The sequence below is a fragment of the Rhizobium sp. PP-CC-3G-465 genome (assembly GCF_004343445.1).
GTDB classification, from domain to species: domain Bacteria; phylum Pseudomonadota; class Alphaproteobacteria; order Rhizobiales; family Rhizobiaceae; genus Ferranicluibacter; species Ferranicluibacter rubi.
On sequence record NZ_SLYH01000004.1, the window covers coordinates 96,283 to 110,382 of the forward strand.

Annotated in this window: 11 protein-coding genes; 4 read left to right on the plus strand and 7 right to left on the minus strand. The window is 64.2% G+C overall.

Annotated elements, in window-relative coordinates; all coding sequences use genetic code 11:
* The first annotated feature begins 193 nt into the window (after positions 1-193).
* Positions 194-883 (plus strand): CHASE3 domain-containing protein, encoded by a 690-nt coding sequence (locus tag C8J33_RS16505; protein WP_110801392.1) that lies wholly within the window; start codon positions 194-196, stop codon positions 881-883.
* Positions 884-922: 39 nt separating this feature from the next.
* Here C8J33_RS16505 and C8J33_RS16510 read toward each other — a convergent pair whose 3' ends face one another.
* The gene (locus C8J33_RS16510; protein WP_245420114.1) at positions 923-2,296 is read right to left on the minus strand and encodes an MFS transporter; all 1,374 of its coding nucleotides are present in this window, start codon (positions 2,294-2,296) and stop codon (positions 923-925) included.
* Positions 2,297-2,560: 264 nt separating this feature from the next.
* Between C8J33_RS16510 and C8J33_RS16515 the strand changes: the two genes are divergently transcribed.
* The gene (locus tag C8J33_RS16515; protein WP_132664953.1) at positions 2,561-5,122 is read left to right on the plus strand and encodes a GcvT family protein; all 2,562 of its coding nucleotides are present in this window, start codon (positions 2,561-2,563) and stop codon (positions 5,120-5,122) included.
* 27 nt (positions 5,123-5,149) lie between these two features.
* Here C8J33_RS16515 and C8J33_RS16520 read toward each other — a convergent pair whose 3' ends face one another.
* Genes C8J33_RS16520 through C8J33_RS16530 form a run of 3 tightly spaced genes read right to left on the minus strand, consistent with a single transcriptional unit; the run spans position 5,150 to position 7,985 of the window.
* A complete protein-coding gene (locus C8J33_RS16520; protein ID WP_110801389.1) occupies positions 5,150-6,172 on the minus strand; it encodes an iron ABC transporter permease in 1,023 nt (340 codons plus the stop codon).
* Complete coding sequence (locus tag C8J33_RS16525) at positions 6,169-7,116, minus strand: ABC transporter substrate-binding protein (protein WP_110801388.1); 948 nt, start codon at positions 7,114-7,116, stop codon at positions 6,169-6,171. Before C8J33_RS16525 ends, C8J33_RS16520 begins: the two co-directional genes overlap by 4 nt.
* Positions 7,117-7,133: 17 nt before the next feature.
* On the minus strand, positions 7,134-7,985 hold the full coding sequence (locus tag C8J33_RS16530; RefSeq protein ID WP_110801387.1) for an ABC transporter ATP-binding protein: 852 nt from the start codon (positions 7,983-7,985) through the stop codon (positions 7,134-7,136).
* A 239-nt stretch (positions 7,986-8,224) separates the two neighbouring features.
* On the opposite strand from C8J33_RS16530, the gene C8J33_RS16535 reads away from it, so the two are divergent.
* Entirely contained in the window at positions 8,225-8,602 is a 378-nt protein-coding gene (locus C8J33_RS16535) for a hypothetical protein (protein ID WP_110801386.1), read from the plus strand.
* Between the two features lie 149 nt (positions 8,603-8,751).
* The gene (locus C8J33_RS16540; protein ID WP_132664954.1) at positions 8,752-10,119 is read left to right on the plus strand and encodes a PepSY-associated TM helix domain-containing protein; all 1,368 of its coding nucleotides are present in this window, start codon (positions 8,752-8,754) and stop codon (positions 10,117-10,119) included.
* A 64-nt stretch (positions 10,120-10,183) separates the two neighbouring features.
* Here the strand turns inward: C8J33_RS16540 and C8J33_RS16545 are convergent, their stop codons facing one another.
* From C8J33_RS16545 to C8J33_RS16555, 3 genes are all read right to left on the minus strand, one after another.
* Complete coding sequence (locus C8J33_RS16545; protein WP_110801384.1) at positions 10,184-12,070, minus strand: bifunctional sugar phosphate isomerase/epimerase/4-hydroxyphenylpyruvate dioxygenase family protein; 1,887 nt, start codon at positions 12,068-12,070, stop codon at positions 10,184-10,186.
* A gap of 45 nt (positions 12,071-12,115) precedes the next feature.
* Positions 12,116-13,015: a shikimate dehydrogenase gene (locus tag C8J33_RS16550; protein WP_110801383.1), complete on the minus strand. Its 900-nt coding sequence runs from the start codon at positions 13,013-13,015 to the stop codon at positions 12,116-12,118.
* Positions 13,016-13,081: 66 nt separating this feature from the next.
* Positions 13,082-14,092: a TRAP transporter substrate-binding protein gene (locus tag C8J33_RS16555; protein WP_110801382.1), complete on the minus strand. Its 1,011-nt coding sequence runs from the start codon at positions 14,090-14,092 to the stop codon at positions 13,082-13,084.
* Between the last annotated feature and the right edge of the window lie 8 nt (positions 14,093-14,100).

A 14,100-nucleotide genomic window follows, 5' to 3' on the forward strand; every position in this document is an offset into this window, starting at 1 on the left:
GTGAGGACGGAATTTGTAAATGCAACTTGACACCCCAGACAGTCGCCCCAATTTGCGCTGCGGGATGTTCGTGCGTTAGCAACAGGCGCGAGATGCCTTCTCGTTGGGACGTCACCTCCGTGGTCTACGAACGGTTTGCAGTTTACTGGGACGCATCTGGCATTATGCCCGGAAGGCGATTGGGAGATCGAGAATGGTGGACCTCTCCTGGCGCGGCCTGCGGAGCACCTATCTGACGACACCGGTTCTGTTGCGGTCGATCCCGGTCGGTATTGTCATTGCTGCGGGCGTGGTCGCAACGAGCTGGACGCATATGTTGCTCAGCGATCACCAGGATCTGGTCGTCCACACCTATAAAGCGATCGACACGACCAAGGATGTGCTGATCGGGCTGGACGATGCAGAAACAGGCCAGCGTGGCTACCTGCTCAGCGGCGATCGTCGCTATCTCGACCCCTACGACAAAGCATTGACGCGACTTTCGGACCTTCGGGGTACGCTGAAGGCGCATATTTCCGACAATGCCGAGCAGATCACGCGGGTGGCAACGCTCAACGGGATGATCGACGACAAGCTCGGCGAGCTCAGGCAGGCAATCGAGGTCCACGATACCAACGGTTTCGAAGCTGCGCGGAAGCAGGAGATCTCGATGATGGAGCGCGCCACGATGGACGGGATCCGGCGCGTGATCGGGTCCATTACCGAAAGCGAGAAGGCACTGCTGTCGGCACGGCAATCGGAGGTCGATCGGGACGAGACGCGAATCCGCATCGTCGCGATCTTCGTCGGTCTCGCCTCGTTCCTCACGCGGGCCGCGATCGAGCTTTACCTTGCGAGGCGTGGCATGGGCGGTGGTGGTGTGCCCCAGCGGCGTAAATATTGAGCGCCCTGCCGGCCGACAAGAGCGCTCAGGGCGTGCCGTTCAGTCGCTGGCGCAGGCCGCTGCCACCTTTTTCATCGACACGAGCCAGATAACCAGCCCGCAGACGGCGAAGCCTGCAAGGGTGAGGTAGGCGGCCGAAAAGCCGAAATGCGAGACGATGACGCCGGCGATCGCGGGGCTGAGCGACGCGCCGATGCCCTGCACCGTCATCACCGCGCCGAGACCGGCATTGATATGGCCAGTGCCCTTGAGCATCCGTGCGACGAGACCAGGCACCGCGACACCGAGAAGGCCGGCACCGACGCCATCCAGCATCTGCACCGGGATAAGGGCATAGGGGCTCGGCCACAGGCCAGCGATCAGCCCGCGAACCGGCAGTGCGACAAGGGCTGCGACGAGAAGCAGGAAGTAGCCGCGCCGTCCGGCGAAACCGGCCGCGAGAAGCGCGATCGGGATCATCGTCAGCTGGGCGATAATGACGGTCGCAGCTGTATAGGAGACGGGATCCGAGAGCAGGCTTTGGAGCGACGAATGCTGACCGACCGGTTGCGCCGCGGGCTGTCCAGGCTTGCTCTGTCCGGGTGGCAGTGTGGTCGTAGTGCCGGCGTCCTGACCGGTGGCTGTGGCTCCCGCCGTGCCGTCATCCGTGGGCACGCCGGAGCTTGCTGCCTGTGTTGCCACCTGCTGTCCGAGCAGGGGAAGCATGGCGCCGTTGCCGAAGTGGAACAGCATGAGCGTGGCTGCGAGGATCAGCAGCGGTGTGGACTTCCACAACACGCTGAAGCCCGAAGGCGCCTCTGCGTCTTTGCCATCCTTCTTCTCGATGCCGCGCGCGGCATCGTGGTCGATATCCTCAGGCTTGATCATCATGACGGCGATGATCGACCCGACGGCCATGGCCGTCATGAGGATGAAGACGGCGGTGAGGCCGAACTCGTAACCGAAGAAACCGGCACCGGCGGCGGCAAAGACGTTGCCGCCGTGGTTCCAGGCCTCGTTTCTCCCGAGCTGCGGGGCTAGTCCCTTCTGCCCCACGAGGCCGAGCGTCAGGCCGGCGACGGCCGGGCCGATGGCGGCACCGGCGATGCCGGTTGCTATCTGCGATGCCGCCACAAACGTCACGGTGGGGACAAACAGGATGGCAAGCGATGCCACGATGACGAGCGCCGCGCAGAAGCCGACCATGAAGCGCTTGGCCTTGGAGGCATCCGCAAGAGCGCCTAGCGGCGTGGTCGCCAACATGCCCGCAATGCCGCCGATCGTCATGACGACGCCGATGGTTGCCGTGCTCCAGCCCTGACCGATCAGGAAGATGCCGAGGAAGGGTCCGAGCCCGTCACGGACGTCGGCAAGGAAGAAGTTAACGGCGCTGAGGGCTTTGACCGACCGCGACCGGGGTTCTACAGGCGCCACGTGTGCGCTTGCCGCCATTGTATTCATCAAGGAGGTCCTATGTTGGACGTGAAGTCGGTTCGGAAAATTCGCTTCGGAACGCGCGGCGTGAACAAAGGTTTCTCATAAAGCGCCCGTTTATCAATTATATGCTTTCATTGGAGCCTTCATGTCGGATTTGCTCCCGGCACGACCGTGATCGCGGCCAGTCCTTGTCGCTTTCAGATCAGGCGTTATGCGGCGCAGGCTCTACAATCACCCGATATCGAAGATACGAGGCAGGCAATGGCAGAGTTTCCAAGCAGAGCAAAGGTCGTCATCATCGGGCTGGGCGGCATCGTCGGCGCCTCCATTGCGCATCACCTGATAGAGCGCGGCTGGGACGATATCGTCGGGATCGACAAGTCCGGCATCCCCACAGATATCGGCTCGACGGCGCATGCCTCGGACTTCTGCTACACGACCAGCCATGATTACCTGTCGGTCTGGACGACACAATATTCGATCGATTTCTATGAGAAGATGGGCCACTACGCCCGCATCGGCGGTCTGGAAGTGGCCCGCACCGGCGATGATGGCTGGATGGAGGAGATCAAGCGCAAGCTGTCTTCCGCCAAGGCCTTCGGCACGCGCGCGCATTATGTCAGCCCCACCGAGATCAAGCAGATGTTCCCGCTGATCGAGGAAGATCAGGTGCAGGGCGGCCTGTTCGATCCGGATGCCGGTCTCGTTATTCCGCGCTCGCAGACCGTTGCCGGCAAGCTGATCGATGCCGCCGAAAAATCCGGCAAGCTGAAGATCTTCGGCAATACGCCGGCGACCTCGCTGATCGTCGAGAAGGGCCGCATCAAGGGCGTCGTCACGCATCGCGGTACGATTCTGGCCGACCACGTCATCGTCTGCGCGGGCATCTGGGGACGCCTGATTGCGGAAATGGTCGGCGAGGATCTGCCTGTCATGCCGGTCGATCATCCGCTGACCTTCTTCGGCCCCTATAACGAATTCGCCGGCACCGGCAAGGAAATCGGCTATCCGCTGCTGCGCGACCAGGGCAACTCGGCCTATATGCGCGACACCGGCGATCCGAACACGACCGAAGGCGGGCAGATCGAGTGGGGCTACTACGAGGCGGAAAACCCGCGCCTCTGCCACCCGCGCGAGATCCTGGAAAAGCACGAGGCGCGCCTGTCGCCCTCGCAGCGTGATCTCGACATGGAGCAGATCCTCGAGCCCCTGGAACGGGCGATGGAGCTGACGCCGATCCTCGGGGAACTCGGCTACAATGAGGGCCACTCGTTCAACGGTCTGCTGCAGGTCTCGGCCGCCGGCGGCCCGTCCTGTGGCGAAAGCCAGAAGGTGCGCGGTCTCTGGTACTGCGTTGCCATATGGGTCAAGGACGGCCCGGGCTACGGCAAGCTGATCGCCGACTGGATGACGGACGGACGGACCGAGATCGACCACAACTCCATCGACTATGCGCGCTTCTACCCGCACCAGCTGACGGAAGCGTTCATCGAAGGCCGCAGCTACGAGGCGGCGCAGAAGATCTACTTCCCGGCGATCCATCCACGCGAACCCTACGCCTCTGGCCGCGGCGCTAAGCGCTCGCCCTTCCATGAGCGCGAAAAGGAACTCGGCGGCTATTTCATGGAACTCGGTGGCTGGGAGCGCGCCCACGGCTACAAGGCCAACGAGCACCTGCTGGAAACTTATGGCGACCGCGTGCCGGTGCGTGAGAACGAGTGGGACAATCGCCATTTCTGGCGCGTCTCGAATGCCGAGCATCTGGCGATGAGCGAGGATTGCGGCATCGTCAACCTCTCGCACTTCCACATGGTGGATATCGAGGGCCCCGACCATGTCGATCTGCTCGAATGGCTCTGTGCCGCCAAGATCGGCGGCGACGGCAATATCGGCAAGGGCATCTATACGCACTTCCTCGATGACGAAGGCATGGTGCGGGCGGACTTTACCGTCATCCGTCTCGCCGATCGCTGCCGCTTGATCAACGGCGCGGATGCGGGCCCCCGCGACTTCCACTACATGAAGCGCGTGGCGGAAGACCGCGGGCTCGACGTCGTTATCACCGACGTCTCGGAAAAATTCACCACCATCGGCATCTGGGGGCCGAACGCGCGCGCGACGCTGAAGAAGGTCGTGGCGGACCCGTCAGCCCTCGACCTGGAAAACTTCGCCTTCGCGGCCATCAAGCCGATCGAGATCGCAGGCGTTACCGTCACGGCCTTCCGCATTTCCTATGTCGGCGAGCAGGGTTGGGAACTGCATATGACATACGAGGACGGCCTTGCCGTCTGGGATGCGCTGCGTGCGACAGGTGTCATGGCATTCGGCGTCGAGACCTATGCCAACTCGCGCCGGATGGAAAAGAGCCTGCGCCTGCAGAACGGCGACCTCTTGACCCAATACAATCTGATCGAGGCGGATCTTGCCCGCCCCAAGGTCAAGGAAGCCGATTTCCGGGGCAAGGCGAAGCACCTCGAATACAAGGCGCGCGCGCATCAGCCGGCCATGCTCTGCACCCTGGTCATGATCGACAACACCGATGCGAGCGGCGTGAAGCGCTACCCCGTGGGCTCGCTGCCGGTCATCGATCCGGAAACGGGCGCGGTGCTGATCGACGACCTCGGCCGGCGGTCCTACACGACCTCGATTGCCTATGGCCCGACCATCGGCAAGAATATCGCGCTGGCCTATATCCCGCAGTCACATTGCGAGGTTGGCCGGACGCTGACGGTTGAATACTTCAACGAGAGCTTCCCGGTCGAGATCGCCGCCGTCGGCTACAAGCCGCTCTACGATCCGGAAAACCTCAAGCCCAGAAGCTGAGGTGTAGGCGCGGCGGTCTGATAAGCTTCAGGCCGCGCGACCTTTCTGCAGGATCACGATGACGACGAAGGCGGCGCCGATCGAGCTCGTGACGATGCCGACCGGGAGTTCCTGCGGCGGCAAGAGCGTGCGGGCGATGAGATCGCTGCCGAGAAGCAGGGCCGCGCCCAGAAGCGCGCAGAGGATCGTCAGCCGCTTGTGCAGCGGGCCGACCAGCGTGCGGGCGACATGCGGGATCATGAGCCCGATGAAGCCGATGACGCCCGTGATCGAGACGAGGAGGGCGGTGGCGAAACTGGCCGCCAGAAACGTTTCGCGCCGCAGCCGCCGTACGGAAATACCAAGGCTTTCGGCCGTCTGCTCTCCACCGAGTAGGGCGTCGAGGTGCCGGTGGCGCGCCATCGCATAGCCGGTTGCGACGGCGGCACCCGTGATCCCGATGCCGATGTTCTGCCAGCTGGCAAGCCCGAGGCCGCCCATGGTCCAGAACAGCACGGAATGGGCCGCACGCTGGTCGCCGGAGAAAACCAGATAATTGGTGAGCGCCGTGAACAGGAACGAGACGGCGAGACCGGCCAGGATCAGCCGCTCGGGGCCGAAACCCTGCGCGCGGCGGATGAGCATCAGCACGATGCCGGTCGCGCACATTCCTCCGACGAAGGCCGCAATCGGCAGCGTGAGGACGCCCAGCCGGTCTCCGAGCCGGGTGATGACGATGACCGCACCGGCCGCCGCACCCGCCGACAGGCCGAACAGGAAGGGATCGGCCAGATCGTTGCGCGTCACCGTCTGCAGGAGAAGCCCGATGACGCCGAGGCCTGCCCCTACTGCTATCGCGAGGATGGCGCGGGGAAGCCGGAGATCGACGATGATCCGGTCCACCACGCCGGCCGGGTCCGTCTGGACGATCCCGGCCGCCCGCGCGAGTGCTGTGAGAACCTGCGGCATCGGGATGACGGTGGAGCCATAGGCGATAGAGATGCAGGCAAGCGCCGCCACAGCCAGGCAGGCTGCCACGACGCCCAAGGGGAATGCGGCTCGCACCGTCAGAAGGCTTCTGGGTGCAGCGCGCGGGCGATCTTGCCGATGGCCGCGATGTTATCCGGGCCGGGCGTCAGCTCCTCGTATCGCAGGGCCACGAAGCGCTCGTTCTTCACGGCGTCCGTTTCCTTCATGGCGGGATGGCTCTTCAGGAAGTCGAGGAGTTTTCGATAGCCGGTGTCGGTCTGGTAATCGAGGAGCACGAGGAACTGCGGATTGCGCATGGCGACGGTTTCCCAGTCCGTCGTGCCCCAGCTCGTTTCCATGTCGGCCATGATGTTCACGCCGCCGGCTGCCGAGATCATGGCGGTGGGAATGGCGAACTTGCCGGCGGTGAACGGCTTGTCATCGCCGCTGTCATAAAGGAACACGCGGGTCCCGTCGTTTGCCGCGACCTTCGCCTCGATACCCGCAAGCTCCGTCTTCCAGCCCTCGATCAGGGCATCGGCTTCCGTCTTCCGGTCGAAGATGACGCCGAGCTTTTCCATGTCGCCATAGAGCAGGTCCATGGAGGCGGCGGGGCGCGCCTTGTCGAGGTGGACGCAGCTTTCCGTCAGCACGAGCGTCTTGATGCCGTGGGGTGCCAGCGTCTCCGGCGTCACGTCGCCGCCGGGCTTCATGCCGTAGTACCAGCCCGCGAAAAAGAAATCGGGCTCGACGGCGACGAGATTTTCCAGCGTCGGGTATTTCGGCGCGAGTTCGGGGATAGCACCCTGTTCCTCGCGGAAGGCATCGTCCAGCTTGTACCAGCCACTGATGCCGGTGACGCCCACCATCTGCGGCTGGAGGCCAAGTGCGAAGGCCATCTTGGCCATGTTGATGTCATGCACGACCGCCCGCTTCGGCGCCGCATCGAATGTCAGCGCCTGCCCGCAGCTGTCGACGGTGACGGGAAAGGCATGGGCGGCAGAGGCTGCGAATGAGACAAGGGCGGCCAGGAGAAGGCGTTTCATGGAAGAGGCTCCGGGGTTCAGAGAGGGGCTGCGATGTCGAAGACCGTGAGTTCGCGGTCTTCATGCGGATGCGGCAGGCGCAGGAGATCGATGCCGAAGACATCGCGGACGACGCCTTTCGACAGGGCGGCGGCAACCGGCCCGCTGGCCACGGGCCGTCCGTCTTTCAGCACCACGACATGGGTCGCAAAATCGGGAACGAGATGCAGGTCGTGAAGGACGGCAACGACCGTGACGTCCAGTTCCGCAACCAGAGACAAGAGCGTGCGGCGTGCCAGAGGATCGAGATGGTTCGTCGGCTCGTCGAGAAACAGGATGCGGGGCGCCTGCGCCAGCGCCCGGGCGATCTGCGCCCTCTGCCGCTCGCCGCCAGAGAGCGACCCCATCGCACGCGCGGCGAGGGCGGCAAGGCCGGTTCGCTCCAGCGCGTCGTCCACCAGCATACGTTCCTGCGCGCGCGTCGCCCGCTGCATGTGGGGAATGCGGCCGAGTTCGACATAGTCGCGCACGCTAATGCGGTGGTCGGGCTGGTCGGACTGTCCGACCACGGCCGTCAGCCGGGCCCGCTCCTGCGGGGTCATGGATGCAAGCGGCCGCCCGACCAGCGAAACTGCGCCCGTGGTCGGCTGCAGCATGCCGGATAGAAGCTGGAGCAGCGTCGTCTTGCCCGCGCCGTTGGGGCCGACGATCGCCAGCCGGTCGCCCTGACCGAGCGTCAGGGAAACATCCTGCAGGATCTGCGAATCCCGGATCGACCATCCGAGACCACTCGCTGACAGGGTCACATCGTGCACGCGGCGTCCTTCTTCTTCGTCAGGCAGCGTATCGTCGTGAGCGAGGAGACGTGCCGGGAGCGATATGCGGATCATCTAGCCGTCTTTTCCCTGAAGGTAAAACCATGTTGCATCACCCCGAAACCCCATCGGCGATCTATATAAATGTAATAACATTACGAGACGCCATCTTGTCAACGGGGTCGGGAGCGAATTGGCCCGATCGCGGTTCGGATATGGTGTGGGGATCATCGATGATCCCGTCCGTCCTTGCAAACGACCTGTGCACAAGATGTCGCGATGACAGACGGCGGGAACTATGGCATTCGACAGTCATGACGTTCTGGCGCCGCATCATCGCAGACAGACAATCGGGGGCCCTCCTGGGCATCCTGCTGGCGCTGTCGTTCGCGATCCAGACGCTGGTGACGGGATGGTCGAGTGCCGCGATGGCGGCGCCGGATCCCCTGTCGGTCCTCTGCGCTGCCGAACATGGAGCGCATCGGCCCGCCGATGGCCATCAGCATCAGGAATGCCCGTGCAGCAAGCTCTGCCATGCCGGCGTGCAGGCGCAGACGGCGCTGGCACCCTCCGACGATACGGGTTTGCCCATCCGCTTCTCCGTCGCTGTGGAGAAACGCGCCGACGATGCCGTCATCCTGTCTGCCTCGACGGATGTCAGGCGGTATGACGCGCAGGGTCCACCGGTCTGAAAAGCACCGAGCGGGCGCTTGTGCCCGCCATCGATGGCAAAGACATTCTGTGCGCTCCCGCCGCCACGGCATGTCGATAAGCCTCAAGCTTTTTCGGCCGTTCCCGAACGTCTCCGACGGCGGCATGCGGTCCAATCCCAGGATTGACGATGACAGACCTTACCGCATTCCGGCAGGCAAGCGTTTCCGCGCTTTCTGTCGATACCTACCGCGCCATCTGGCGATGGCACTTCTATGCCGGCCTCATCGCCGTGCCCTTCATGATCCTGCTCGCCGTCACCGGCTCGCTCTACCTCTTTCGCGACGAGATCGACCGCACGGCCTTTGCGTCGCGGACGGTGGTTGCCGAGGAGACCACGCCACAACAGGCTCCCAGCACCTTGATTGCCAAGGCGCAGACGCTCTATCCCGAGGCGCGGGTGAAGGCCTACCGGCCGCCCGTCAGCCCGACCGGTTCGGCTCGGGTGACATTCGCGACGGATGCGGGCGCTGCCTATGTGTTCCTCAACCCTTATACGGGTGCCGTTCTTGACACGATGCTGAAGACGCAGGAGTTCAACGAGGTGGTGCGCAAGCTGCACAGCCTCGAATATTTCGGCGCCTATGCCAACCGCGTGATTGAGGCGATGGCGGGGTTCGCGATCATCCTCGTGGTCTCCGGCCTCTATCTCTGGTGGCCGCGCCGGCAGACCGGTGGTGTCCTGACCGTGCGGGGAACGCCATCGCGCCGGGTGTTCTGGCGCGATACGCATGCCGTGACCGGGGCGGTCGCCGGCGGGTTCATTGCCTTTCTCGCGCTGTCGGGCCTGCCCTGGTCGTCCTTCTGGGGCGGCAAGCTGACGGAGCTGACGGTGGCGACCAGCACCGGCTATCCCGCCGCACTGTGGGACAACGTGCCGACATCGAGCGAGCATGCCCAGCATGCCATGCAGACGGTCGGCTGGACGATGGAAGCCTCGCCGATGCCGATGTCGCATCATCCGATGGACGCGCCGCTTGGCATCGACAGGATCGTCGAGATCGCGCGGGAGCGCGGCATGGCGCCGGGATACGAGGTGACGCTTCCCGCCGACGCTGCCGGCGTCTTCACCACCGCTGTCTATCCCGACGATCTCTCACAGGTGCGGACGATCCATATCGATCAATATAGCGGCCAGCCGCTGGTCGATATCGGCTATGCCAATTACGGCCCGGTCGCCAAGCTCACCGAGTTCGCGATCAACATCCATATGGGGCAGGAATTCGGCCTCTTGAACCAGTTGCTGATGCTCGCGACCTGTTTCGCCATCATCCTCTCCTCGGTCGCCGCCGTCGTCATGTGGCTGAAGCGCCGGCCGTCCGGCCGCCTTGGCGTTCCCCCCTATCCCACGAGCCGAAGGGTCTATGGCGTGTTGTGGGGCATGGCGATCGTCTTCGGCGTGCTGTTTCCGCTGTCCGGCCTGCTGATCGTCGCGATGATCGCCATCGACGTCCTGCTGATCCGCCGCGTGCCGGTGTTGAAGCGGGTGTTTGCATGACGAAGAAGGGGCCCGCTCTCACGAGCGGGCCCCTTTGCAATGTCCTAACGGTCGCCCGAACCCGTCACAAAGCTGGTCGCGGCGACTGGCGGGCCTGCGTGGTCAGGCGGATCGCGGCATTGGCCGCTCCGAGCCCGCGATAGCCGCTGCGCTCGACGATCTCGAAGAAGAAGCCGCCTTCCAGCGTGCCGAGATAGATCTGGAAATATTCACCGTCCTCATCCCGATCATAGAGGATGTCGCCGGCCCGCATCGCCGCGAGCGTTTCCGGCGAAATGTCGAACTTGGCGTCGAGATCGTCGTAATAATTGCCCGAGATCGGCAGCAGCGAAACGCCGCCGGCGCGCAGGGCCGCGACCGTTGCGAAGATGTCGGCCGTTGCGAAGGCCACATGCTGGACGCCCGGGCCAACGAACTGCGACACGAAACGCGAGGAGAGCGTGCGCATGGATTGGGAACCGTTGAGCACGATGCGCAGGCTGGCGTCGTCGTTCTGCAGGACTTGGCTGAGCACGAGACCGCCGGGATCGGGCACCTCGACCGGCGGCAGCGGTTTCAGGTCGAAGATCGAGCGGTAGAACAGCGTCCAGGAGAGGATATCCTCGTAGCGCACGGTCTGGGCGATATGATCGACCGCCTTCAGGCCGGCACCGGAATGTCTGTTCCAGCCGGGTTCCAGCGCAAAGTCCGTTTCCCATTGCCGATCGAGCGCCGCATCCTCGGGCACGAGATGCAGGAGGCTGCCGCCCATGCCGAACAAGGCAGGCAGCTCCAGTTCGCCGGGCCCGACAGGTTGCTTGTAAGGGGTTGCCAATAGCCCGGCCGCGCGCGCCATGCCCTGCTGCACGTCCGCCATGCGCAGCCCCAGCGCCGAGATGTTTGTGCCGTGGACGACATAGGCGGAGTGCGCCATCCCCTCGGTTTCCGTGTTGATGACGACGCGGAGATCGTTCTGCGTGTAGAGATCCACATCCTTCGAGCGATGACGGCCGGCGTGCCGGAAGCCGATGGACTGGAGCAGCGTGGACAGCGGCACGGCCGACTGCATGTCGGTGGCGAACTCGACGAAGGATATGCCCGCGGTGCGCGCTGGCGGCGGCAGCGGATTGGGTTCCGATGGACCCTTGACCGCGCGCCCTTCGGCCTTCAGCCGGTCCATCATGTAGATCAGCGAGCGCCGCCCATCGACCGCCGTCTGCTGCGCCGAGCCCGCGCGGAACTGGTCGTTGAAGATTTCCAGCGAGTAATAGCCGTCGTACCCCGTCGCCTCGATGGCGGCCATGAAGTCGGCGACGGGAAGGTCGCCCTGGCCCGGCATGTTCCGGTAGTGGCGGCTCCAGGACAGGAGGTCGAGATCGAGCTTCGGCGCGTCCGCCATCTGGACGATGAAGATCTTGTCCTTGGGGATCGAGCGGATCGAGGCACTGTCGATGCCGCGGGCCAGCGAGTGGAAGCTGTCGAGGATCAGGCCCACTTGGCTGTGGTCGGCGCGCCGCACGATTTCCCAAGCATCACGATGGTCGTTGATATAGCGGCCCCAAGCAAGCGCCTCATAGCCGATGCGAACCCCGTGCTCGCGGGCGATGTCGCCGAGTGCGCGTAGATCGTCCGCCGCGCGGTCGATGCCGCCGAGCGCGAGCGGCGAGACGTTGGAGCAGATGAGGATAAGATCGGTGCCGAGCTCGTTCATCGTCTCGAACTTGCGTTTCGCCCGTTCGAAGGCCCGGCTGCGCTGCGGTTCGGGCAGACCCTCGAAGTCGCGGAAGGGCTGGAACAGGCAGATCTCAAGCCCGGCATCGCGAACCATCCGGCCGACGTCCTTCGGCCCGTGATTGGAGGCGAGGAAGTCGTTCTCGAAGATCTCGACGGCGCCGAAGCCAGCGGCGGCGATGGCTGCCAGCTTTTCGGACAGGTCGCCGGAGATGGACACGGTGGCAATCGAGGTTTTCATCGGCGTGTTCCCTGTTCAACGATCGGCATCATGGTTGGGGTATCCTCAGCTGCCGCTGGTGCCCATGGCGGCGAAATGGGCGAGCATGCGCGCGGCGTCGGGCTCGATGCCCGTGAAGAGGCGGAAGGCCCCGACCGCCTGAAAGACCGCCATGCCGCCGCCATCGACCGTGGCGCAGCCTTTGGCGCGGGCAACCCGCAAAAGCTCGGTTTCGAGTGGAAAGTAGACGATCTCGGCGACGAAATGACGGGGGTCGAGGAAATCGGCCGGTAGCGGCAGTCCCGGATGCGCCGCCATGCCCGTCGGCGTCGCATGCACGAGGCCGCTTGCGCGCGCCATGGCCGCGGCCAGGTCGTCACCCATCTGGATGAGGGCCTTTGGAAACAGAGGGGAAAGCCGTTGTGTCAGCGCTTCGGCACGTGCGGCATCATTGTCGAAGATCGTCAGCTGCTTCGTGCCGAGTTGCAGCATGGCGTGAGCGACGGCCGCGCCGGCGCCGCCGGCGCCGAGCTGGACGGCGGAGGACAGGTCGGCCTGCGGCAACGCGCGGCGGAAGCCCCCTGCAAATCCTGAGCAGTCCGTATTATGGCCGATCCGGCGACCATCCTTGAGGACGACCGTATTGACGGCACCGAGCGCTTCGGCTTCCGGCGACAGGGCGTGGAGATGGGGAATGACGGCCTGCTTTGCCGGATGCGTGACGTTGACGCCGGCAAAACCTCGGTTCTCGACATCGCGCAGGATATCGCCGAGCGCCTCGACGCCGACCCCCGCACCGTGCCCGTCCTTCGCGCCGGTGCCCAGCCGATCGAGGTCGATCAGCTCATAGGAGAGCGCCAGCCCGTTCGCCTTGCCTTCCGCCTCGTGCAAAGCGGGGGAGCGTGAGAGCTGAATGCCGCTGCCGATGAGGCCGACCTGTATCGTGCGGGTGGATCGATCGAGCATGTGCCCTCCTTCGGCTAGTGGATGGGGAGCGGCAAGGCGGATCGTCCCGCCTTGCCGCTGGTCGTGTTACTGACCGCGGATCGTCTTCAGCTGCGAGAACACGGCATCGACGGTTTCCGCGCCGATCGTGTCGCGGAACTGTGCGACGACCGGCTCGACGGCCTTGCGGAAAGCGGCGAGCTGTTCGGCCGTGGGTTCGACGACCTCCATGCCGCTCTTCTTGATTTCGGCCAGGAAGCCGGCATTGGCGTCGCGCGAGGCCTTGCGCTGATAGTCGCGCGCCTGCGTGGCGGCATCCTGCAGCAGGGCCTGCTCTTGCGGGTCGAGCTTGTCCCAGAAAACCTTGGAGACGATCACGATCTGCGGATTGTACTGGTGGCCCGTCAGCGTCAGGTACTTCTGCACCTCGGTGAACTTGGCGTTGACGATGTTGGCGAGCGGATTTTCCTGACCATCGACGGTGCCCGTTTCCAGCGCGCTGTAAAGCTCGGGATAGGGTAGGGGAATGGCGTTGGCGCCGAGCGCATTGAAGGTGGCGAGCGGCACGGCCGACTGCACGGTGCGGATCTTCAGGCCCTTCACGTCCTCGACCGTGTTGACCGCATGGCGATTGTTGGTGAGATGGCGGAAGCCGAGCTCCCAGAAGCCGAGACCGACGAGGCGCTGGGCGGGCAGCCGCGCTGAAAGATCGGTCCCGACCGGACCGTCCATGACGGCGTCGGCCTCTTCAGGCGTCCCAAACAGGAACGGCAGGTCGACCACGCCGAACTCCTTGATGGTGCCGGAGAGAATGCCGGCATTCAGCACGCTCATCTCGACGATGCCGCCCTGTACGGAGGCGAGCGTCTGGACGTCGCCGCCGAGCGTGCCGCCCGGGAACAGCTTGACCTCGATCTTGCCGCCGCTCTTTTCCTTCACGATCTCCGCGAAGCGCTCCATGCCCATGACCTGCGGATGGCCCTTGGAGTTCTGTGCGGCGAACTTGATCGTCCGCTCGCTGATCTCGGCATGGGCACCGGCCGCGCCGAAAATGGATGCTGCGGCCAGTAGGGCTGCGATGGATTGGGTCAGTCTCATGGATTTAT

What these genes read in the sequence shown, in the direction of transcription:
- C8J33_RS16530 (WP_110801387.1), bottom strand. Translation starts at nt 7,985, where the DNA reads ATGATCCGCATATCGCTCCCGGCACGTCTCCTCGCTCACGACGATACG.
- C8J33_RS16545 (WP_110801384.1), bottom strand. Translation starts at nt 12,070, where the DNA reads ATGAAAACCTCGATTGCCACCGTGTCCATCTCCGGCGACCTGTCCGAA.
- C8J33_RS16555 (WP_110801382.1), bottom strand. Translation starts at nt 14,092, where the DNA reads ATGAGACTGACCCAATCCATCGCAGCCCTACTGGCCGCAGCATCCATT.
- C8J33_RS16515 (WP_132664953.1), top strand. Translation starts at nt 2,561, where the DNA reads ATGGCAGAGTTTCCAAGCAGAGCAAAGGTCGTCATCATCGGGCTGGGC.
- C8J33_RS16550 (WP_110801383.1), bottom strand. Translation starts at nt 13,015, where the DNA reads ATGCTCGATCGATCCACCCGCACGATACAGGTCGGCCTCATCGGCAGC.
- C8J33_RS16540 (WP_132664954.1), top strand. Translation starts at nt 8,752, where the DNA reads ATGACAGACCTTACCGCATTCCGGCAGGCAAGCGTTTCCGCGCTTTCT.
- C8J33_RS16505 (WP_110801392.1), top strand. Translation starts at nt 194, where the DNA reads ATGGTGGACCTCTCCTGGCGCGGCCTGCGGAGCACCTATCTGACGACA.
- C8J33_RS16525 (WP_110801388.1), bottom strand. Translation starts at nt 7,116, where the DNA reads ATGAAACGCCTTCTCCTGGCCGCCCTTGTCTCATTCGCAGCCTCTGCC.
- C8J33_RS16535 (WP_110801386.1), top strand. Translation starts at nt 8,225, where the DNA reads ATGACGTTCTGGCGCCGCATCATCGCAGACAGACAATCGGGGGCCCTC.